Source organism: Mesorhizobium sp. WSM4989 (assembly GCF_029625795.1).
Taxonomy (GTDB): Bacteria; Pseudomonadota; Alphaproteobacteria; order Rhizobiales; family Rhizobiaceae; genus Mesorhizobium.
On record NZ_JARTVN010000001.1, the window covers coordinates 2,195,489 to 2,214,642 of the forward strand.

Below are 19,154 nucleotides of genomic sequence, written 5' to 3' on the forward strand. Positions count from 1 at the left end.
GCTCCGGACAGAACTTCGCGCAGCCGTCTTTCGGAATTTGGCCTGCCCCCGCGAAACTGCGGCATGGCCTGCCTCGTAGCTTCCCCGGTCCTCCCCAAAAGCCGCGACGGCTTCCGGCGCAGCGACGCCGGTGTTGGGAAGGCCGTCCGGCAGGCCGGGGTCCCGCGGGGGGACCCCGGTTTTCCTCCTAAAGCGCGACGCGCTTTAGGGACTTTGTTTTAATGCAGTGTCGTTTTCCCAAAACCGCTCCGCGCTTTTGGGCGACATGCACCAGCTCACTCCATGACGGCACTGTGGTCGACCTTGGTCGGTGTGCCAGGCTTGCGCAGCAGAAGCACAAGCGGGATGGCGGCGAGCGAGAGCAACATCATCAGCTCGAAGTCGTCGACATAGCTGATGATCGTTGCCTGCAGCGTGACCAGCCCGTCGAGCGCGGCGCGGCCGGCGGCGGTGTAAGGGCTCAGCGCCTGCGCGATCGCCGGATCGCCGAACGCCGGATTATAGGGCGTCACATAGTCGGCGATGTTGGCATGGTTGATCTGCTGGTTCTGCGTCAGAAGCGCGGTGACGACCGAGATGCCGACGCTGGAGCCGATGTTGCGCGACAGATTGTAGAGGCCCGTCCCTTCAGCGCGCCGTTCCGGCGCCAGCGTGGCGAAGGTGATGGTGGTGAGCGGCACGAACAGGAAGCCTAAGCCGGCGCCCTGGATGAAGCCGGTGCGGATGATCGTCCATTGCGAAACGTCCGGGGTCCAGCCGGTCATGTCGTACATCGCCCAGGCGGTGACCGCGAGCCCCGTGAACAGCAGCCAGCGCGTGTCGACCTTGCCGACCAGCCGGCCGACAAGGAACATGCAGGCCATGGTGCCTAGGCCGCGCGGCCCCATGACGATGCCGGCGGTCACCACGGGATAGCCCATCAGCGTTTGCAGGTAGGGCGTCATCAGCGCCAGCGAGGCGAGATAGGTGATGCCTATGATGAAGATGAACACCATGCCGACCGCGAAATTCCGGTCGAGGAACAGCCGCGGGTTCACGAAGGTGTCGCGGGCGGTGAAGGTGTGGACGATGAAGATATAGAAGGCCGACGCGCAGATCAGCGCCTCGACGATGATCTCGGACGAGGAGAACCAGTTGAGCTGCTCGCCGCGGTCGAGGAACATCTGCAGCGAAGCGATGGCGAGGCTGAGCATGCCGAAACCCAACCAGTCGAGCCGGGCCTTGAGGTCGAGCTTGGTCTCCTGCACGAACATCGAGACGCCGGCGAAAGCCAGCACGCCGATCGGCACGTTGATGTAGAAGACCCAGCGCCAGGAAACATTCTCGGTCAGCCAGCCGCCGATGACGGGCCCAAGCACCGGGCCGACCATCACCGAGACGCCGAACAGCGCCATGGCCGAACCGCGCTCCTCGACGCTGTAGATGTCCAGCAGGATACTCTGGGACAGCGGTACAAGGGCGGCGCCGAACAGGCCTTGAAGCAGCCGAAAGCCGACGATCTGCGGCAGCGACTGGGCAAAGCCGCACAGCACCGAGGCGACGACGAAGCCGGTGATGGCGACCAGCAGGATGCGCTTGCGGCCGAAGCGGTTGGCAAGATAGCCCGAAGGCGGCGTCATCACCGCCGCGGCGACGATATAGGAAGTGAGCACCCAGTTGATCTGGTCGGCGCTCGCCGACACGCTGCCCTGGATATAGGGCAGCGCCACATTGGCAATGGTGGTGTCCAGCGCCTGCATGATGACCGCCAGGATGACGCAGGCGGTGATGGCTCCGCGATTGGCGACCGCAGGCGTGCCCGTGGCGACGGTGTTCATGACTTTTGCTCAAATCGCCTGAAGAGGTCGGTCACGAAATCGGGCAGGCCGCGGGCATGGCCGGTGTCTATGCTGACAACCGCGCTCATGCCCCCGCGCAGCGGCGGCTTGCCTTGCGGGTCGTCGATCGTCACCCGCATCGGGATGCGCTGCACGACCTTGACCCAGTTGCCGCTGGTGTTCTGCGCCGGAAGCAGCGAGAAGCTTGACGACGAGGCCGGGCTGATGCTGCCGACCTCGCCATGCCAGACCTCGCCCGGATAGCCGTCGATGCTGATCGTCGCCTTCTGCCCCGGCCGGACATAAGTGAGCTCGGTTTCCTTCGGCTCGGCGGCGATCCAGATGTCGGTCGACGAGACCAGGCTGAAGGCCGGCTGCGAGGCGGGAAGGTACTTGCCGACCTGCAGCGCATCGACATTGGTAACGACGCCGTCGAACGGCGCCTTGACAACAGAATCGCCGAGATTGCGCTGGGCATCGTCCACCGCCGATTGGGCCTGCAGGTAGAAAGGGTTCTTCTCGACCGGCTGGTCGGCGTCGCCGCCGAGCTGGGCGAGCGTTGCCTGCGCCTGCGCCTTGGCGACGATGACTTTCTGCCGGGCGGCGATGAGATCGTGCTGGGCGCTGTCGAAAGTCGCCTTCGAGGCGGTTGAGGTCTTGAGCAGGTCCTGCTGACGCTGGAAGGCCGACTCGTAGTAGGGGATGTCGGCCTCGGCCTGGGCGATCTGCGCCAGCGACTGCTGGTAGCTCGCCTGCAAGGTCAGCACCTGGTTGCGCACCGTGCCGAGCTGCGCCTGAGCGCCGGCCAGCGCCGTCTCGAACGAGGCCGGCCGCAAGCGGAAGAGCACCTGGCCCTTCTTAACCGCCTCGTTGTCATGCACGTCGATCTCCTGCACGGTGCCGGAAACATCGGTGGAGACGCCGAGCGACTGCGCCTGGACATAGGCATTGTCGGTGGTCATGACCTGACCGCCGACGACGTAGTAATAGCCGCCGACCGCCAGCGCCACCGGAAGCAGCGCAAACAGGACAGACCGGGTTAAGCTGCGCCGCGGCTTGGCCCGGGCCGGCGAGGCTATCGTGACGGCGGCCGGCTTCGGCTGGGCCGAGGGTGCTTCGAGCGCAGCAGGTTCCGGCGCGACAGGGGCTTCCAGCTCATCGTTTTCGATCCCCGGATTGGCGGCACGCCTTTGCTCGCGCTGGCTGTCCAGGCGAATGACCTGGTCGCTGCTTCTGTCGCCGGCATTGTCGCCGTCGGCGGGTTTGCGTGGTGAGGCTGGTTCAGACATGGACTTTCTCCCGGTCGACAGCCGGCTGGGCGCAGGCCTCGAGCAGATTGGATTTGATCAGACAAAGTGTTTGCAGCTCCTGCCGCGCGTCCGCGGAAAGGTGAATGCCTTGCTGTCGAGACAGATAGGGCCGCACCTGCCAATGCCCGCGAGTCTGGCTCGAGCGGCGCGAGCGCTGCTCGAAGCGTTTTCCGGGCAGGCGCGCGACGTCGTGCAGGACGAAGCTGCTGGTGAGCGAGGAAGGCATGGGAGGAACTTCGGAGTCGGCAGACAAGCTTTCGTGAGCATGCTTATTATCATCATGCACATAATCCTGCTGGACGCGGTGCGCAAGACCAGCTAAGCCGCCTGGAGCAAACGTCGCGCCGACGTGGCGCAACTGAAGGCCGGCAGAGGCACGCACGAAAAATGAAGATGAACCGGCTCAGGATCGCGACCGTGGCTGCCCTGCTGACATGCGCGTTTCCGGCCGCCGCCAAGGAAGCGGTGAGCTGCGGCGGCGCGGCAATGCTCGGCGGCGCGCAGCTCAACTGCAGCCACGTGCAACCCAAGGCTCCGCCGCAGTTCTGCACCTATAGCTGGGCCCTGCACACCTCGGCCGGCGACCAGAAAGTCGTCGACGGCAGTTTCGCGCTGCCGCCCGGCGCCTCCAACGTCCAGGCCTATCAGGGCAGCGGTTTCGACAGCGCGCTTTCCAACCCGATCGTGATCTGTCGCGGCAGCCGCTGAGCGCGGGTTGGTGCTGCAGCCTGATCACGGTAGTTTGATCGGGAGACAGCGTCGCCAGGGCGCCGCCTCGTGCCTGCCAACTAAGGACTGACCGCGATGACCGGACCCAACCCCAACATCAAGCATCCCATTGCGATGCATCCGCGCGTCGGCTTCCTGAAGCCGCTGGTCAATGCGCCGAACATCGAGATCGGCGACTTCACCTATTACGACGATCCCGACGGCCCGGACAAATTCGCCGAGAGGTGCGTGCTGCACCACTATCCCTTCATCGGCGACAGGCTGATCATCGGCAAATTCTGCGCCATCGCCGAGGGTGCCCGCTTCATCATGAACGGCGCCAATCACGCCATGTCCGGCTTCTCCACCTATCCGTTCAACATCTTTGGCCATGGCTGGGAGGAAGGTTTTGACCCCGAGACCTGGTCGAAAGAGATCCGCGGCGACACGATCGTCGGCAATGACGTGTGGATCGGCATGGATGCGGTGATCATGCCGGGCGTCGAGATCGGCCATGGCGCGATCGTCGCAGCGAAATCGGTTGTCACGCACGACGTGCCACCCTATGCGATCGTCGCCGGCAATGCGGCCAAGGTGGTGAAGATGCGCTTCGACGAGTTCACGGTGCGACGGCTTTTGAAAGCGGCCTGGTGGAACTGGCCGGTCGACAAGGTCAGCCGCAACCTCAACGCCATTCGTGGCGCCGACATTTCCAAGCTGGAGGCCGCCGTTTGAACGCGCCGGATAAAACCACGAGCGAAACTGCCATAAGTCCGGAGCTGTTCACCCGCGCGTGGATCTTCATCCGCGGCGTGCCGTCGATGAAATTCCTGCCGCCGGAAGGGCCGCCGGAGATCGCCTTTGCCGGCCGCTCCAATGTCGGCAAGTCGTCGCTGATCAACGCGCTGGTCGGCCAGAAGGGGCTGGCGCGCACCTCCAACACGCCCGGACGGACGCAGGAGCTGAACTATTTCGTGCCGGACGGCTTCTCCGGCGAAGGCGCCGACCTGCCGCCGATGGCGCTGGTCGACATGCCGGGCTACGGCTACGCCAGCGCACCGAAGGATAAGGTCGATGCCTGGACGAAGCTGATCTTCGAGTATCTGCAGGGCCGCGTCACGCTGAAGCGCGTCTATGTGCTGATCGACGCCCGGCACGGCATCAAGGCCAAGGACGAGGAGGTGCTGTCGCTGCTCGACAAGGCGGCGGTGTCCTACCAGATCGTGCTGACCAAGACAGATAAGATCAAGGCGGCCGGCGTGCCGAAGCTGATCGAGGAGACGCTTGCCAAGATCAAGAAACGGCCGGCGGCGTTCCCGGCGGTGCTCGCGACTTCGTCGGAAAAGGCCTCAGGGCTCGAGGATCTGCGCACGGCGATCGCCTTGGTGGCGAACGGCGGCTGACGCATTTTTCGCCTTGGAGCAGGGCAGCCGCGTATGGTGCTCCCTCACCCAGCCTCCGCTTCGCCCGGCTGACTTCTTCCCCGACGGCCCCAGATCGAACAAGGACGGGCAGGACCAGGCGTGATCGGCCGACCTGACTGCGCCCTCAACGCCCCACTCAATCCGTCTCGTCGCGCTCCGAAACATGATCGCGCCGACCGGCAAGGATTTCGCGCTTGCCGACATGGTTGGGCGCTCCGACCAGGCCTTCCTTCTCCATGCGTTCGACCAGCGAGGCGGCGCGGTTATAGCCGATGCCGAGGCGGCGCTGGATGTAGGAGGTCGAGCATTTCTTGTCGCGCTTGACCACTTTGATCGCCTCCTCATAGAGGGCGTCGCCATCCTCGGCGTCGATCGAGCCCTTGTCGAAGACTGGACCCGTGTCGGCCGGATCTTCTTCCTCTTCCTCGCCGGCGGTGACCGTATCGAGATATTCCGGGCGGCCTTGCGCCTTCAAATGCGCCACGACGTGCTCGACCTCGAGATCGGAGACGAAGGGACCGTGCACGCGCACGATGCGCCCGCCGCCGGCCATGTGCAGCATGTCGCCCTGGCCGAGCAGCTGCTCGGCGCCCTGCTCGCCAAGGATGGTGCGGCTGTCGATCTTGGACGTCACCTGGAAGGAGATACGGGTGGGGAAATTGGCCTTGATGGTGCCGGTGATGACGTCGACCGACGGGCGCTGTGTGGCCATGATCAAATGGATGCCGGCGGCGCGCGCCATCTGCGCCAGCCGCTGGATGGCGCCTTCGATCTCCTTGCCGGCCACCATCATCAGGTCGGCCATCTCGTCGACGATGACGACGATGTAGGGCATCGGCGCGAGGTCGATCTCCTGCTCCTCGAACAGCGGCTCGCCCGTGCCCTTCTCGAAGCCGACTTGCACCTGCATCACCACGACCTCACCCTTGTCGCGGGCGGCCGCGGCGCGCTGGTTGTAGCCGTCGATGTTGCGCACGCCGAGGCGCGCCATCTTGCGGTAACGCTCCTCCATCTCGCGGACCGCCCATTTGAGCGCGGTGACCGCTTTCTTGGAATCGGTGACGACCGGCGTGAGCAGATGCGGGATGCCGTCATAGACGGACAATTCGAGCATCTTGGGATCGACCATGATGAGGCGGCACTCCGCCGGCTTCATCCGGTAGAGCAGCGATAGGATCATGGTGTTGATGGCGACCGACTTGCCCGAGCCGGTGGTGCCGGCGACCAGCAGATGCGGCATCTTGGCGAGGTCGGCGATGACCGGCTCGCCGCCGATGGTCTTGCCCAGCCCCAGCGCCAACTTGCACGATGTGTTGCGGAAGCCGGCCGATTCGATCAGCTCGCGGAAATAGACCGTCTCGCGCGTTTCGTTGGGCAGCTCGATGCCGATGACATTGCGGCCCGGCACCACGGCGACGCGCGCCGAGATGGCCGACATGGAGCGGGCGATGTCGTCGGCCAGGCCGATGACGCGGCTGGACTTCACGCCCGGCGCCGGCTCGAACTCGTAGAGCGTGACGACCGGACCCGGCCGGACATGGATGATTTCGCCCTTGACGCCGAAATCCTCCAGCACGCTTTCGAGCAGGTCCGCGTTCTGTTCCATCCGCTCCTGCGACATGTAGAAGCCCTGGCCTTCCGGCGGCATCTGCAGCAATTCCTCGGGCGGAAGCTCGTAGCCGGCCGAAGCGGGCTGCGGCGCGACCTTGCCGGCGACGGGCAGGGGCGGCGCGGGTCTGGCGGCCTTGGCGCTCTTTGCGATGGGACGCGGCGCGACGGACTCAGGCGCGGGCGCGCGCGATTCGATTTCCCCAGGAGCGGACCGGAGAGCGGGCAGATCGACCGGCGCCGTCAGCGGGGCCAGACTTGCGGCCGGCCCGTGCGAGCGCCATTCGATGACGCGGTAGAACGAGGTCGCCTCGCCGATCGCGGCGGGGCGGAACGGGCTCGGTTGCGCCGCAGGACTCATCCGCGCGGGAGCCGCGGGCGTCTGCAAAGGATCGTTCAGCCGTGCCCGCGCCAGGCGCTCGGCGAGCAAGGGCAGGCTGAACTCGAAAAACGCATCGTCGGAAAGATAGGACCAACGAAATTTCGGCGGCTGCGGCTTTTGTGCCGGAGTGGCTACGGCCCGTGGCGGCGGCGCGGCGCTGGCCTGCTGCGGCTTGACGATGGCCTGCGGCGGCTTGGCCGGGGCGGTGGCGGCCGCGCCGGGGACTGCCCGGCCCGGATTGGTCGGCTGGGGCGCCAGCGGCGCCGGACGAATGGGAAGCCCGCGGGAAGCCACCGCCTTGGCCGGCGCTTCATCAACTGGCTCCGGTGCGGGCCGTTTGTCGGAATCCGGCGTGCGAGTGAAGCGCACATTGGGCGCGAGGAAGAAATATTGCTGCCAGGCCTGGCCGCCGAACTCGTCGCCGCCAGCCGAATCGGCGGCGTTCGATTCGCCGTCAGCGGCGGCTCGCAGCGTGACGACCTGCCCCGTTTGCCGCTGCGGCGGCACGGCAGCGCCATGATGCCGCGCGTCTTCCGAGCTGCTGTCGTCGTTGTCGCCGTAAGCGGAAGCGCCGGAAGGATTGGCACGGGTAAAACGCATGGATGTCACACTCGAGATTCGTCGAACAAACGTGTCCCGAGACATAGGAACCGATGGTTAACAAGCTCTTCCGGAAGGGTCCGGGAAAAGTGCCGGTCGACGGTTCGAGTTGGGCTGGAAGAAGGAGGTGACCGGTGGCATCGAAGTCGGCTGCCGCGGCGCCGTAGCGTCGTCAAAGCGCCTCGCGTTCCTTCGCAATCGCTGCGCGCCGCAGGTTCACGCCGAGAGCGACGCCTGCTCCTCGGCCGCGAGCTTCTCGGTGCCGTAGGCCTTCAGAAAGACGTTCACGCCGGAGCGAACGACATGCTCGATCTCGGCTTGGCTCGGCGCCTTGGTGCGGTAGGAAAAAATGCACTGGCGGAAGAGGCCGGCGAGGCAGAGCTCGGTGAACTGATAGGCGGCGAGATCGACATCGTCGATCTTCAGCAGGCCGCGTTCGACGGCTTCGTTGAGGAAGATCATCACCTTGTCGTGGCCACGCTTGGGACCGCGCTCGTAGAAGCGGGCGCCAAGCTCGGGAATCCTGTCGGAAGCGCCGACCACGGTGCGCTGCGCCTGGATGACCTTGGCCGAGGTGATCTTGGCGGAGAGCACCATGCCGAACTTCACCAGCGTCTTGCGCAGGTCGTCGAAATGGTCGAGCACCTCATACATATTCTTGAAGATGGTGCCACGCTCTTCCTCGATGAGAGCCTCGAACAGCTCTTCCTTGTTGGCGAAATAGACGTAGATCGTGCCCTTGGAAACGCCGGCCTCGCGCGTGATGTCGTTCATCGATGCGGCTTCGAAGCCCTTGTCGATGAAGACGCGGCGCGCGCCTTCGATGATCTGGGCCCGTTTGATCGGATCCTGCCCGGCCGCGGGACGGCCTTTGCGCAGGTCGAGCAGATCGCTATCGGCTGTCGTTTCGACCATCGACGTCAAACCTCACGAAATATTTCGAACCAACCGGTTCGATTTGCTCTTGATATGGGCCTCTTTCCGCGCTATGTCAATCACCAATTCGAACCGAACGGTTCAGTCTGACTGACTTGTCCCAGAGAGATTATCATGTCCTCGAACGCGCCCGCTACCGCCGAAGTCCGCAATTTCCCCAACGCCAAGGTCCAGCCGTCGACCGAAGCTCCGGAAGCGCCTGTACTGCCCGCTCCTCCCGCGCCTGCCGAAGCGCCGGCCAAGAAGAAGCGCTCTGTCCGCTCGCTGCTGCTGCCGATCATCGGGCTGGGCCTCCTCGGCGCCGGCTCCTGGTACGGCTACGATTACTGGACCGACGGCCGGTTCATGATCTCCACCGACGACGCCTATGTCCAGGCCGACATGTCGTTCGTGTCGCCGAAAATCTCCGGCTATGTGGACAAGGTGCTGGTGAGCGAGAACCAGAGCGTCAAGGCCGGCGATCCGCTGTTCGTCATCGATGACGGCGACTACAAAATCGCGGTCGGCCAGGCGGAGGCGCAGATCGCCACGCTGGCGAAGACGCTCGACCGCATCGATGCGCAAACCAAGGCGGCGCAGGCCTCGCTGGCGCAAGCACAGGCGCAGAAGATCGCCGACCAGGCGGCGGCCGACAATGCGGCACGCGCACAGGCCCGCGCGGCGCAGCTGCTCAAGACGCATGTCGGCACGCAGGCACAACTCGACGACGCCCAGACGGCGCTCGACCAGGCGAAGGCAGCCCTCGCCGGCGCCGACGCGCAGATCACCGCCGCGCAGGCCAATATCGGCGTGCTCGAAGCCCAGCGTGCGGAATCCGCCAGCACGCTCGCCTCGCTGCAGCTCACCCGCGACAAGGCGCAGCGTGACCTTTCCTTCACCGTGCTCAAGGCGCCCTATGACGGCGTCGTCGGCAACCGCTCGGTCGAACAGGGCGACCTCGTCACGCCCGGCCAGAAGCTCGCCGTCGTCGTGCCGATGGATAAGCTCTACATCGTCGGCAACTTCAAGGAGACGCAGCTTGGCCGGCTGGTGCCTGGCGAGAAGGTCCGCATCACGGTCGATGCCATCGACGGCCAGACCTTCGAGGGCACGGTTTCGTCGCTGGCGCCGGCTTCGGGCGCGGTGTTCTCGCTGCTACCGCCGGAAAACGCCACCGGCAACTTCACCAAGGTGGTGCAGCGCGTGCCGGTCCGCATCGACGTGCCGGCCGACGTGCTGAAGACCGGCAAGTTGCGCGCCGGCCTCAGCGTCATCGTCGCCGCCGACAGCCGCACCGCGCCGGCCGCGACGACCAACTGAGCAGTTTGGGGGGCGGCCCGGTGGCCAATTGAGCGCCGAGCCGCCCAGCCTGTTTTGACGCAGTTCCGGGCGGAAAACGCCGCGCACTTTTGGAGCTGCCGCAGGGAGGCCATGAGATGGCAACCGCAACCATTACCGCAGGAGCAGCGCCGGCACGTCCGGCAGCCGCCGCCCCCGCCGACCACATGCCGGCGCGCCGCGTCATCGCCTTCCTGGCGATGGTGTTCGGCATGTTCATGGCGATCCTCGATATCCAGATCGTCTCGGCATCGCTGGCCGAGATCCAGGCCGGCCTCAGCGCCAGCTCCGACGAGATCCCGTGGGTTCAGACCGCCTATCTGATCGCGGAAGTGGTGATGATCCCGCTGTCGGGCTTCCTCAGCCGCATGCTGTCGACCCGCGTGCTGTTCACGACCGCGGCCGCCGGCTTCACAGCAGCAAGCGCGCTGGCCGCGACCGCCACCAACATCGACCAGATGATCGTCTACCGCGCCATCCAGGGCTTTATCGGCGGCGGCATGATTCCGAGCGTGTTCGCTGCCGCCTTCACCATCTTCCCGCCGTCGCGCCGCGCCGTCGTCTCGCCGATGATCGGCCTCGTGGCGACGCTGGCGCCGACCATCGGCCCGACGGTCGGCGGCTATATCAGCCATGCCATGTCCTGGCACTGGCTGTTCCTGATCAATGTCGTGCCGGGCATACTGGTGGCGACGGCTGCCTGGTCGCTGATCGATTTCGACAAGCCGAACCTCAAGCTGTTCTCCAAGTTCGACTGGTGGGGCCTGATCGGCATGGCCGCCTTCCTCGGCTGCATGGAATACGTGCTGGAGGAAGGCCCGAACCATGACTGGCTGCAGGAGCCGGCCGTCTTTGCCTGCGCCATCATCATGACCATAGGCGGTCTCATCTTCTTCTGGCGCGTCTTCACCGCCGAGGAGCCGATCGTCGATCTGCGGGCCTTCAACAATGTCAATTTCGCCTTCGGCTCGCTGTTCTCCTTCGTGGTCGGCATCGGCCTTTACGGGTTGACCTACCTCTATCCGGTGTTCCTCGGCCGGATCCGCGGTTACGATTCGATGATGATCGGCGAGGCGCTGTTCGTCAGCGGCCTGGCGATGTTCTTCACCGCGCCCGTTGCCGGCATCCTGTCGAACAAGATCGATCTCAGGCTGATGATGATGGTCGGCTTCATCGGCTTCGCCACCGGCACATGGTGGATGACGCATCTCACCGCCGACTGGGATTTTTATGAGCTCTTGATCCCGCAGATCCTGCGCGGCTGCTCGATGATGCTGTGCATGGTGCCGATCAACAACATCGCGCTCGGCACGCTGCCGCCGGAACGGCTGAAGAATGCGTCGGGCCTGTTCAACCTGACCCGCAATCTCGGCGGTGCCGTCGGCCTGGCAGTCATCAACACGGTGCTGATCGACCGCAATGCCTTTCACTATGCAAGGCTTTCCGAGCATGTGCAGTGGGGCAGCGAGGCCGCGCAGACCAAGCTGCAGAACATGACGCTGACCTTCCAGCAAAACGCCGGCCTCGACGCCACGACCGCCGCCATTTCAAAGCTGTCCGGCATGGTGCAGCAGCAGGCGGCGCTGTTGTCCTTCATGGACGTGTTCATGATGCTGACCGTGCTGTTCGCCTCGCTCGGATTTTTCGTGCTGTTCATCAACAAGCCGGCACAGCAAGGCGGCGGTGGCGGCGGAGGCCATTGAGGAGCCGGAACCCCCACCTGGCGTCCTCAACGCATGACCCCGGAAATCGTCGCCGATTTTCCGGGGTCATTTCTTTGGACAGATCGCAGTCCGCTCAGGCCGCGGCGGGCTTGAAGGTCAGCGCCACGCCGTTGATGCAGTGGCGCAGGCCGGTGGGCGGCGGGCCGTCGTCGAAGACATGGCCAAGATGACCGCCGCAACGGCGGCAATGCACCTCGGTGCGCGTCATGCCGAGCGAACGGTCTTCGGTCTTGCCGATGGCATTGGGGATCTCCTGCCAGAAGCTCGGCCAGCCGGTGCCGGAATCGAACTTCGTTTCCGACGGATAGACCGGCAGGTCGCATCCGGCGCAGGCGAAGATGCCCTTGCGGTGTTCGTTGAGCAGCGGGCTGGTGCCCGGATATTCGGTGCCCTCCCTGCGCAGCACGTCGAAGGCGGCATCCGAAAGGATGGCGCGCCATTCGGCGTCGGTCTTGGTGATCTCGAAGGTCTCGGCGGCCAGAGCCGGCTTCGCGCCGCCCATGTGCAACGCCGCTCCGGCTCCGATTGTGAGGGCAGTGGCGGCGGCACCGCTCCAGAGAAAGTCGCGACGGTTCATGGCCTTTCCTCCTGACGTGATCTTACAAACTAGGACGCCACCGGAAAAGCAAAAGCCGGTGACGGTTCGCGCGCCACCCCGCGTCGACCCAAGCCCTGGCGATGCGGAGCGGCGCTTGACGGCAGCACGGATCGTGGGAGGGAGACCGTGCGGCCGGCGCGGACATACGCCACTTCGCCGGCCGCACGCGCTTTGTTACATCTTCGGCAGAAGAACCTTGTCGATGACGTGGATGACGCCGTTCGACTGGCGCACGTCGGCGATTGTGACATGAGCGACGTTGCCGTTCTCGTCGGTCGCCGTGACCTTGCCCTTTTCGGACTTCAGCGTCAGGGCGCAGCCGCCGACGGTCTTGACCTCATGCGCACCGCCATCGGCCTTGGCCATCTTGGCGACGTCGGCGGCCAGCGCCTTGGCGGCAATGACATGGCAGGTGAGGATCTTGGTCAGCTTGTCCTTGTTCTCGGGCTTGAGCAGCGTCTCGACGGTGCCGGCCGGAAGTGCAGCGAAGGCCCCGTTGGTCGGGGCAAAGACGGTGAAAGGACCGCGGGTCTGCAGCGTGTCGACCAAGCCGGCGGCCTTGACGGCGGCGACCAGCGTGGTGTGGTCCTTCGAATTGACGGCATTCTCGATGATGTTCTTCTTGGCATACATCGGGGCGCCGCCGACCATCGGATTGGCGGCATAGGCAACGGCGCCAAGCGCGGAAAGGCCGATTGTAGAGGCAAGCAGAAGGGTGGCGAGTTTACGCATTGTATCAGTCTCCTCGGGTTGTTTTCCCCATCCTTGGGAACGCGAGGAGATACGAGGCGTCAAAAACTTAGTTTCGCGAACTTCGAAGATTTTTTATTCGTCGGCCCGGATGCAAACGTACCGCGTCTAAGCGCACGAAAGCGCTGCTGCCGACACATCTCGGGTGGATAGACTTGGGATAGTCTCCAATTCTTTTCCGAAATGTCGTCAGATGCCCTTCAGATCGCCGGCGGCGACGACGGGGCCGGTCGGCTGGCCGGTCGGCGAACCGCCGGCCGGCTCAAGACTGACGGCGAGCACGGCGCCTTGCGCCAGCTTCTCCTGCACGGCCGGCGTGACGGCCATGCGCGCGGTCTGACCGGCCGGGATGACGCCCATCGAGACCGGCGCAGTCTTGCCCTCGATCATCCACAGCTCGAAATCCTTGCCGGCGCCGCGTTCGCCGGAAACATGCGAGAGGCCGACCTCCTGGCGCGCCGCGTCATAGACGGCAAGGTATTTGACGTTGCTGTTGTCGGCGGCGAGCGAGGCGACCAGCCTGGTTTCGGGCTGCGGCAACGGCGGATTGACGAGAGGCAGGGCGACAAAGACGGCCAAAGCGGCAAGCGCGGCCGCGGCAAGCCCGCGCCAGAAGGCGAGGCTCCCCAGCAGGCCGGTGCTGGGCGCGGCGGGGGTGGCCACTGATGAGGCAAACAGCCGCCGGTCGATCGCCGCCTTGACCGAAGCCCGCGCCTCGACCGCAGCGTAGGCGGCTGCCATCGGCGCGAAATGGGCTTCCCAGGCATCGACCAGGCGGGCAAAACCCGCCTCGGTATCGATGCGGCGGGAGGCGATCTGGCGTTCGTCGGCTGCCAGAACGCCGAGAACGTATTCGGCGGCGAGCAGGTCGTCGCCTCCGCGTTCCGGTCCGTTTTCTTCCGCCAGCGTCATCTTTCCAGGCATTCTCTCAGTTTGAGCAAGCTTCGCCGCAGCCAAGTCCGCATCGTGTTCAGCGGGACCTTGTGGCGCTCCGCCAACTCGGCATAGCTTTCGCCGTTGAGATAGGCGCCCCGGACCGCCGCCGCCCGGTCTTTCTCCAATTCGTCGAGGCAATGGTAGATGCGTTCGGTCTCGCCGCCCGCGACAGCCATGGCCTCAGGCCCCGGCGCCGGATCGGCGACCTCGAGCGCTGCATCGATATTGGCGGAAGGACCGCGCCGGGCCCTGATGCGGTCGATCGCATGGTTGCGCGCAATGGCCACCAGCCAGGAAATCGGGCTGAGATCGGAAATCGCGAAACGATCGGCCTTGGTCCAGATCTTGACGAAGACCTCCTGCAGTGCTTCTTCCGCCTCACTCTTGTCCCTCAATACACGAAGGCAGACGCCGAAAAGTTTCCCGCTGGTCTGCTTGTAGAGCAGATCGAACGCAGCCCGGTCCTTCATCGAAGTCCGGACGATCAGCTTGCTGATGTCCTGAGGCCCCATGCAGGCAAATTAGAAGATTGCGATTTATTTGCAACGGCGCGGGCGGTGTTGTCCACCCAAGGCTGCCGCGGCGTCAGTACGTGAAGTCATCTTCCGCAATGCGAGATGAACAACGCAAATCCGGATTTCGATTTGCGGCTTCATGCGATAGCCTTCGCCAAAACAGGGGAGCGGCGATGTCGATCGAACGCGTGCTTTGGGAACAGGATGCGACCGGACTTGCCGAACTCATCCACAAGGGGGAAATCTCGCCGCAGGAGCTGGTCGACGCCGCGATCGCCCGCGCCGAGGCGACAAGACCCGACATCAACGCCATAGCGACGCCGCTCTATGACGCCGCCAGGGCGCGGGCGAAGGCGATCGACCGCAAGCAGCCGCTCGCCGGCGTACCCTTCGCGCTGAAGGATCTCGGCATCGGCATCAAGGGCGTGCCGATCCATGGCGGCAGCCGCATTCCGGCCTTCACGGCCGATTTCAACTCGGTGATGGTCGAGCGCTATCTGGCCGCGGGCCTGATCCCGATCGCTACCAGCACCTCGCCTGAGCATGGGCTGCGGCTGATGACCGAATCGGCCCGCTTCGGCATCACCCGCAACCCCTGGAACACCGGCCACACCACCGGCGGCTCGTCCGGCGGATCGGCGGCGCTGGTGGCGGCCGGCGTGGTGCCGGCGGCGCACGCTTCCGACGGCGGCGGCTCGATCCGGGTGCCTTCGGCCTGCAGCGGCTTGGTCGGGCTCAAGACCTCGCGCGGCCGGGTGCCGCTGACGCCGCTCACCAGCGAGAGCTGGTACGGCATGGTCGTCGACCATGCGGTCAGCCGCTCGGTGCGCGACACAGCCCTCCTGCTCGACCTGACGCACGGCGCCGATCCGCTGTCGCCTTATGCGGCGCGGGAGCCCAAGGGCGCCTTCACCGCCGCAGCGGCGCGCGATCCAGGCCGGCTCAGCCTCGCCGTCTACCGCAAATCGCCGCTCGGCCTGCCGATCTCGGCTGAGACGCTCGAGGCGCTGGACACCGCGGTGGCGCTGGCGCGCGAGGGCGGGCACACGGTGGAAGAGATCGACCTGCCCTATATCGGCCGCGACTTCATCGCCGATTTCTGCAAGAGCGTCGCCTCGGCCGTCGCAGGCATGATGCGTGCCGAGGCGAAGCGCGTCGGCCGCCCGGTGACCGGCGAAGTCGAACGTGCGACGCGCGTGCTTGGTCGCCTCGGCGAAATGCTGTCCGCCGGCGAGGTCTATGACGCCGTGCAGCGGCTCAACGCCACCGCGCGGCAGATGATCGAAGACACGGCGCGCTTCGATGCCGTGCTGATGCCGATCATTGCGCACCCGCCGCTCGCCTGCGGCGCGATGGACCCGAAAGGCGCCGACGAGCTCGTCGAGAACGTCCTCGACAAATTGCATCTTACCGGGCTGCTCAGGATCAAATCGTTTTTCGGCCAGCTGATGGACAAGAGCCTGTGGTTCACTCCCTGGCCGGCGATCCACAATGTCAGCGGCCAGCCCTCGATCGCGCTGCCGGTGCATGTCACCGCAGGTGGCCTGCCGCTCGGCATCCAGGCCGCGGGACGGCCAGGCGACGAGGAGACGCTTTTGTCGCTCGCAGCGCAAATGGAGAAGATTTCAGGATGGCTGAAACGCCGCGCACCGCTCAAGGTGCCCGGCTAGGTCTGTCGATACTCAGGTGATGCCGGCCTGCGAATGGCGGTCTTCTGCGCTTCCGTACTCACGTACCAGAAATACGCTCCGTTCCGGTTCTCGAAATCCGCCATTCTCGGCCGACCTGACCTGAATCTCGACAGACCTTGAAACCCGCCGATTTCGTCATTGTGAGCGCAAAGCCGTTTGCGACCTGCGGCAATTCCCGCTAAGACGCCCGCCATCCTTGCCACCTAGGGAAAAGCACCGATGACGGACATCGCCGCCAACGCCGAAATGCAGGCCGCGCTGCTCTCGCGCGCGCTTCCTTATATGCAGCGCTACGAGAACAAGACGGTGGTGGTTAAGTATGGCGGCCATGCCATGGGCGACAACGAGCTCGGCAAGGCCTTTGCGCGCGACATCGCGCTGCTCAAACAGTCCGGCGTCAACCCGATCGTCGTCCACGGCGGCGGGCCGCAAATCGGCGCCATGCTCAACAAGATGGGCATCGAATCCAAGTTCGAGGGCGGGTTGCGCGTCACCGACCAGAAGACGGTCGAGATCGTCGAGATGGTGCTGGCCGGCTCGATCAACAAGGAAATCGTGGCGCTGATCAACGCCGAAGGCGAATGGGCTATCGGTCTCTGCGGAAAGGACGGCAACATGGTCTTCGCCGAAAAGGCGCGCAAGACCATGATCGACCCGGATTCCAACATCGAGCGGGTGCTGGATCTCGGTTTCGTCGGCGAGCCGGTCGAGGTCGACCGCACTCTGCTCGATCTGTTGGCCCGTTCCGAGATGATCCCGGTGCTGGCGCCGGTGGCGCCCGGCCGCGACGGCCATACCTACAACATCAACGCCGATACTTTTGCCGGCGCCATCGCCGGCGCCTGCCGCGCCTCGCGCCTGCTTTTCCTGACCGACGTGCCCGGCGTGCTCGACAAGAACAAGAAGCTGATCGACGAGCTGACGGTCGGCGAGGCCAAGGCGCTGATCAAGGACGGCACGATATCGGGCGGCATGATCCCGAAGGTCGAGACCTGCATCGAGGCGATCGAGCGCGGCGTCGAGGGCGTGGTCATCCTCAACGGCAAGACGCCGCATTCGGTGCTGCTCGAGCTGTTCACCGAGCACGGGGCCGGCACGCTGATCGTGCCGTAGCGATTATTTAGCCGGCTAGCCTTCTGCTTTCGGCGACCCGCTTATCTTCCGCGACGGGCAGGGCCGGCTTTCGCGCCGGGCGCTGAAAGACCATCGATTCCTCGTCGGCGTCCTGCGGCGCGCCCCAGAATTCGGCAAGCGTCGGGCCCGCGGCCACGCGGCGGTCGCGGACCAGAAAACCCCAAACCTCGCGGAACCAGACGCGGCGGCCCATCTTGGTGTACCAACGCATCGAATGCCGCTGCTCTGGGTCCGGATGGAAAAGGACGCGCGCCAGCGCTTTCGGCCGTGACTGCACGGCAAGCTCGATCAGCTTGACGGCGAAGAACAGCATCCACGGCTTCAGCCGGGTCATATGCAGCACCTGGTGCTTGTAGTCCCAGAGCCGGATGTCCTTCTGGATCACCCTGCGATCCTTGGCGATGCGGAAGAACGGCGTCCAGCGATGCGGCGTCACATAGAGCGCCTGGATCTGGTCGGGATCATAGGCGATGAGCTGGCGAAAGCCGCGCCAGAGATCGCGAAAACCCTCATCCTCGAAGCCAGCGACCCAGGTCGCCATGGACAATATGCCGTGCCGGCGAAGCAGCCGGATCGCTTCGCGATCGGACTTGGTGCTGCCGCCCTTGCGGATCAGCGACAGTGTGGCCTCGTCGGTGTTCTCCATGCCGAGCAGCCAGCGGATGACGCCGGCCTTGCGATAAAGGTGCAGGATATCGGCATCGCGCACGATATCGTCGGCGCGCGTCGAGCCGACGATCAGAACCGGCACGTTCTCGGCGATCATCGCATCGAGAAAGGCGCGCCAGGCCTTCTTCGAGGAGGTGGGGTTCTCGTCTGCCAGATTGACCAGTTCGACGCCATACTCGCGGTGCAGCCAGGCGATCTCCTTGGCGAAGCTGGCCGGATCGCGATGTCGCCAGCGGGTCCAGAAGCCGCGCTGGCCGCAATAGTTGCACAGATGCGGACAGCCGCGCGAGAACTGCATGACCACGGCGCGCTTGCCGCCCCAATAGCTGTAGCGGCCATGGTCGATCAGCTCCCAGCCGATGCGGCAGGCGTCGAGATCGGTAATCGTCATCGCAGGCGGCGCCGCAAAGGGTCGGCCGCAATCGTCGCGATAGGCGATGCCGGCGACACCCGACACCGGCCGGCGCCTTTCCAGCGCCTCGACCAGCGCCAGCGCGGTCGCCTCACCCTCGCCGCGCACGATGAAGTCGAAGACGTCCGTTGCGGCGAGCACGTCGCGCCAGTGATAGGTCGGGAAGACGCCGCCATAGAGGATGACGACCCCTAGCGCGCGGGCTTTGATCATTTCCGCGATCCGCAGCGCGGTCGGATGCGCCGAGGTCGAGCCGGAATGGCCGATCAGGACGAACTCCGGATTATCGCTCAGGGCCTCATCGACGAGCGTGGAAAGCGGCATCGGCCCGAACTCCGCATCGACCAGGCGCACCCGATGGCCGGCATCGAGCAGCGGACCGCCGATCGCCAGCAGACCCAAAGGCGGCAGGTGATCGTCGGGCACGCGGCTGCCGATGGCCGTATGCGGCGGGTTGACCAGCACGATGTTCATGGCGGACCTCCGTTGCGTCGGTCCGCCGGTCGTATTTGGCGATGTCGAAGCCGCCTGGGCGCGGTTCAGCAGTTTCGATGCAGCTTTCCCACAGATTTGATGGGCACACCCGAAACGTCGCGCAGAGCGGGAGACGGCGTCAGCCCAGT

The 19,154-nt window shown here is 65.0% G+C and carries 17 protein-coding genes; 7 read left to right on the forward strand and 10 right to left on the reverse strand.

Features of this window, described 5'->3' with window-relative positions:
* Positions 1-275 precede the first annotated feature (275 nt).
* Genes P9217_RS10550 through P9217_RS10560 form a run of 3 tightly spaced genes read right to left on the reverse strand, consistent with a single transcriptional unit; the run spans position 276 to position 3,485 of the window.
* On the reverse strand, positions 276-1,817 hold the full coding sequence (locus P9217_RS10550) for a DHA2 family efflux MFS transporter permease subunit (RefSeq protein ID WP_278086060.1): 1,542 nt from the start codon (positions 1,815-1,817) through the stop codon (positions 276-278).
* The gene (locus P9217_RS10555; protein WP_278086059.1) at positions 1,814-3,106 is read right to left on the reverse strand and encodes an HlyD family secretion protein; all 1,293 of its coding nucleotides are present in this window, start codon (positions 3,104-3,106) and stop codon (positions 1,814-1,816) included. Before P9217_RS10555 ends, P9217_RS10550 begins: the two co-directional genes overlap by 4 nt.
* Complete coding sequence (locus P9217_RS10560; protein ID WP_245466600.1) at positions 3,099-3,485, reverse strand: hypothetical protein; 387 nt, start codon at positions 3,483-3,485, stop codon at positions 3,099-3,101. The genes P9217_RS10555 and P9217_RS10560 overlap by 8 nt, the downstream gene beginning before the upstream one ends.
* A 35-nt stretch (positions 3,486-3,520) precedes the next feature.
* Here P9217_RS10560 and P9217_RS10565 point away from each other — a divergent pair, with 35 nt between their 5' ends.
* The 3 genes from P9217_RS10565 (at position 3,521) to yihA (ending at position 5,238) form a co-directional block, all read left to right on the forward strand.
* Positions 3,521-3,835 (forward strand): hypothetical protein, encoded by a 315-nt coding sequence (locus tag P9217_RS10565; protein WP_278086058.1) that lies wholly within the window; start codon positions 3,521-3,523, stop codon positions 3,833-3,835.
* A 96-nt stretch (positions 3,836-3,931) separates the two neighbouring features.
* A complete protein-coding gene (locus P9217_RS10570) occupies positions 3,932-4,570 on the forward strand; it encodes a CatB-related O-acetyltransferase (RefSeq protein ID WP_127324171.1) in 639 nt (212 codons plus the stop codon).
* The gene (gene yihA, locus P9217_RS10575) at positions 4,567-5,238 is read left to right on the forward strand and encodes a ribosome biogenesis GTP-binding protein YihA/YsxC (protein ID WP_278086057.1); all 672 of its coding nucleotides are present in this window, start codon (positions 4,567-4,569) and stop codon (positions 5,236-5,238) included. Before P9217_RS10570 ends, yihA begins: the two co-directional genes overlap by 4 nt.
* A gap of 157 nt (positions 5,239-5,395) precedes the next feature.
* Here the strand turns inward: yihA and P9217_RS10580 are convergent, their stop codons facing one another.
* Positions 5,396-7,849 (reverse strand): DNA translocase FtsK, encoded by a 2,454-nt coding sequence (locus P9217_RS10580; RefSeq protein WP_278086056.1) that lies wholly within the window; start codon positions 7,847-7,849, stop codon positions 5,396-5,398.
* Positions 7,850-8,065: 216 nt separating this feature from the next.
* Positions 8,066-8,764 (reverse strand): TetR/AcrR family transcriptional regulator, encoded by a 699-nt coding sequence (locus tag P9217_RS10585; RefSeq protein ID WP_067323814.1) that lies wholly within the window; start codon positions 8,762-8,764, stop codon positions 8,066-8,068.
* Between the two features lie 135 nt (positions 8,765-8,899).
* Between P9217_RS10585 and P9217_RS10590 the strand changes: the two genes are divergently transcribed.
* Together P9217_RS10590 and P9217_RS10595 are read left to right on the forward strand one after the other, a co-directional pair.
* The gene (locus P9217_RS10590; protein WP_127241619.1) at positions 8,900-10,084 is read left to right on the forward strand and encodes an HlyD family secretion protein; all 1,185 of its coding nucleotides are present in this window, start codon (positions 8,900-8,902) and stop codon (positions 10,082-10,084) included.
* Positions 10,085-10,200: 116 nt separating this feature from the next.
* Positions 10,201-11,805 (forward strand): DHA2 family efflux MFS transporter permease subunit, encoded by a 1,605-nt coding sequence (locus tag P9217_RS10595; protein ID WP_067003293.1) that lies wholly within the window; start codon positions 10,201-10,203, stop codon positions 11,803-11,805.
* A 94-nt stretch (positions 11,806-11,899) separates the two neighbouring features.
* Here P9217_RS10595 and msrB read toward each other — a convergent pair whose 3' ends face one another.
* The 4 genes from msrB to P9217_RS10615 form a co-directional block, all read right to left on the reverse strand.
* Positions 11,900-12,403 carry a peptide-methionine (R)-S-oxide reductase MsrB gene (gene msrB, locus P9217_RS10600; protein ID WP_067323811.1) on the reverse strand — a complete coding sequence of 168 codons (504 nt, stop codon included), beginning with the start codon at positions 12,401-12,403 and terminating at the stop codon, positions 11,900-11,902.
* Positions 12,404-12,598: 195 nt separating this feature from the next.
* The gene (locus P9217_RS10605; RefSeq protein ID WP_278086055.1) at positions 12,599-13,156 is read right to left on the reverse strand and encodes a fasciclin domain-containing protein; all 558 of its coding nucleotides are present in this window, start codon (positions 13,154-13,156) and stop codon (positions 12,599-12,601) included.
* Positions 13,157-13,363: 207 nt separating this feature from the next.
* On the reverse strand, positions 13,364-14,086 hold the full coding sequence (locus tag P9217_RS10610; RefSeq protein ID WP_278086054.1) for an anti-sigma factor: 723 nt from the start codon (positions 14,084-14,086) through the stop codon (positions 13,364-13,366).
* Positions 14,083-14,622, reverse strand: a complete 540-nt coding sequence (locus tag P9217_RS10615; protein ID WP_095831850.1) for a sigma-70 family RNA polymerase sigma factor — start codon at positions 14,620-14,622, stop codon at positions 14,083-14,085. Before P9217_RS10615 ends, P9217_RS10610 begins: the two co-directional genes overlap by 4 nt.
* Before the next feature lie 176 nt (positions 14,623-14,798).
* Between P9217_RS10615 and P9217_RS10620 the strand changes: the two genes are divergently transcribed.
* Positions 14,799-16,295 (forward strand): amidase, encoded by a 1,497-nt coding sequence (locus P9217_RS10620; RefSeq protein ID WP_278086053.1) that lies wholly within the window; start codon positions 14,799-14,801, stop codon positions 16,293-16,295.
* 240 nt (positions 16,296-16,535) lie between these two features.
* Complete coding sequence (gene argB / locus P9217_RS10625; RefSeq protein ID WP_067003018.1) at positions 16,536-17,429, forward strand: acetylglutamate kinase; 894 nt, start codon at positions 16,536-16,538, stop codon at positions 17,427-17,429.
* 7 nt (positions 17,430-17,436) lie between these two features.
* On the opposite strand, the gene bchE is transcribed toward argB, so the two are convergent.
* Positions 17,437-19,005 (reverse strand): magnesium-protoporphyrin IX monomethyl ester anaerobic oxidative cyclase, encoded by a 1,569-nt coding sequence (gene bchE / locus P9217_RS10630; protein ID WP_278086052.1) that lies wholly within the window; start codon positions 19,003-19,005, stop codon positions 17,437-17,439.
* Positions 19,006-19,154 lie beyond the last annotated feature (149 nt).

Excerpts from the sequence above, each read along its gene's own strand:
- P9217_RS10615 (WP_095831850.1), bottom strand. The coding sequence starts at position 14,622 with ATGGGGCCTCAGGACATCAGCAAGCTGATCGTCCGGACTTCGATGAAG.
- argB (WP_067003018.1), top strand. The coding sequence starts at position 16,536 with ATGACGGACATCGCCGCCAACGCCGAAATGCAGGCCGCGCTGCTCTCG.
- msrB (WP_067323811.1), bottom strand. The coding sequence starts at position 12,403 with ATGAACCGTCGCGACTTTCTCTGGAGCGGTGCCGCCGCCACTGCCCTC.
- P9217_RS10565 (WP_278086058.1), top strand. The coding sequence starts at position 3,521 with ATGAACCGGCTCAGGATCGCGACCGTGGCTGCCCTGCTGACATGCGCG.
- P9217_RS10595 (WP_067003293.1), top strand. The coding sequence starts at position 10,201 with ATGGCAACCGCAACCATTACCGCAGGAGCAGCGCCGGCACGTCCGGCA.
- P9217_RS10605 (WP_278086055.1), bottom strand. The coding sequence starts at position 13,156 with ATGCGTAAACTCGCCACCCTTCTGCTTGCCTCTACAATCGGCCTTTCC.
- P9217_RS10585 (WP_067323814.1), bottom strand. The coding sequence starts at position 8,764 with ATGGTCGAAACGACAGCCGATAGCGATCTGCTCGACCTGCGCAAAGGC.
- P9217_RS10570 (WP_127324171.1), top strand. The coding sequence starts at position 3,932 with ATGACCGGACCCAACCCCAACATCAAGCATCCCATTGCGATGCATCCG.
- P9217_RS10555 (WP_278086059.1), bottom strand. The coding sequence starts at position 3,106 with ATGTCTGAACCAGCCTCACCACGCAAACCCGCCGACGGCGACAATGCC.
- P9217_RS10550 (WP_278086060.1), bottom strand. The coding sequence starts at position 1,817 with ATGAACACCGTCGCCACGGGCACGCCTGCGGTCGCCAATCGCGGAGCC.
- bchE (WP_278086052.1), bottom strand. The coding sequence starts at position 19,005 with ATGAACATCGTGCTGGTCAACCCGCCGCATACGGCCATCGGCAGCCGC.
- P9217_RS10590 (WP_127241619.1), top strand. The coding sequence starts at position 8,900 with ATGTCCTCGAACGCGCCCGCTACCGCCGAAGTCCGCAATTTCCCCAAC.
- P9217_RS10610 (WP_278086054.1), bottom strand. The coding sequence starts at position 14,086 with ATGACGCTGGCGGAAGAAAACGGACCGGAACGCGGAGGCGACGACCTG.
- P9217_RS10620 (WP_278086053.1), top strand. The coding sequence starts at position 14,799 with ATGTCGATCGAACGCGTGCTTTGGGAACAGGATGCGACCGGACTTGCC.
- P9217_RS10580 (WP_278086056.1), bottom strand. The coding sequence starts at position 7,849 with ATGCGTTTTACCCGTGCCAATCCTTCCGGCGCTTCCGCTTACGGCGAC.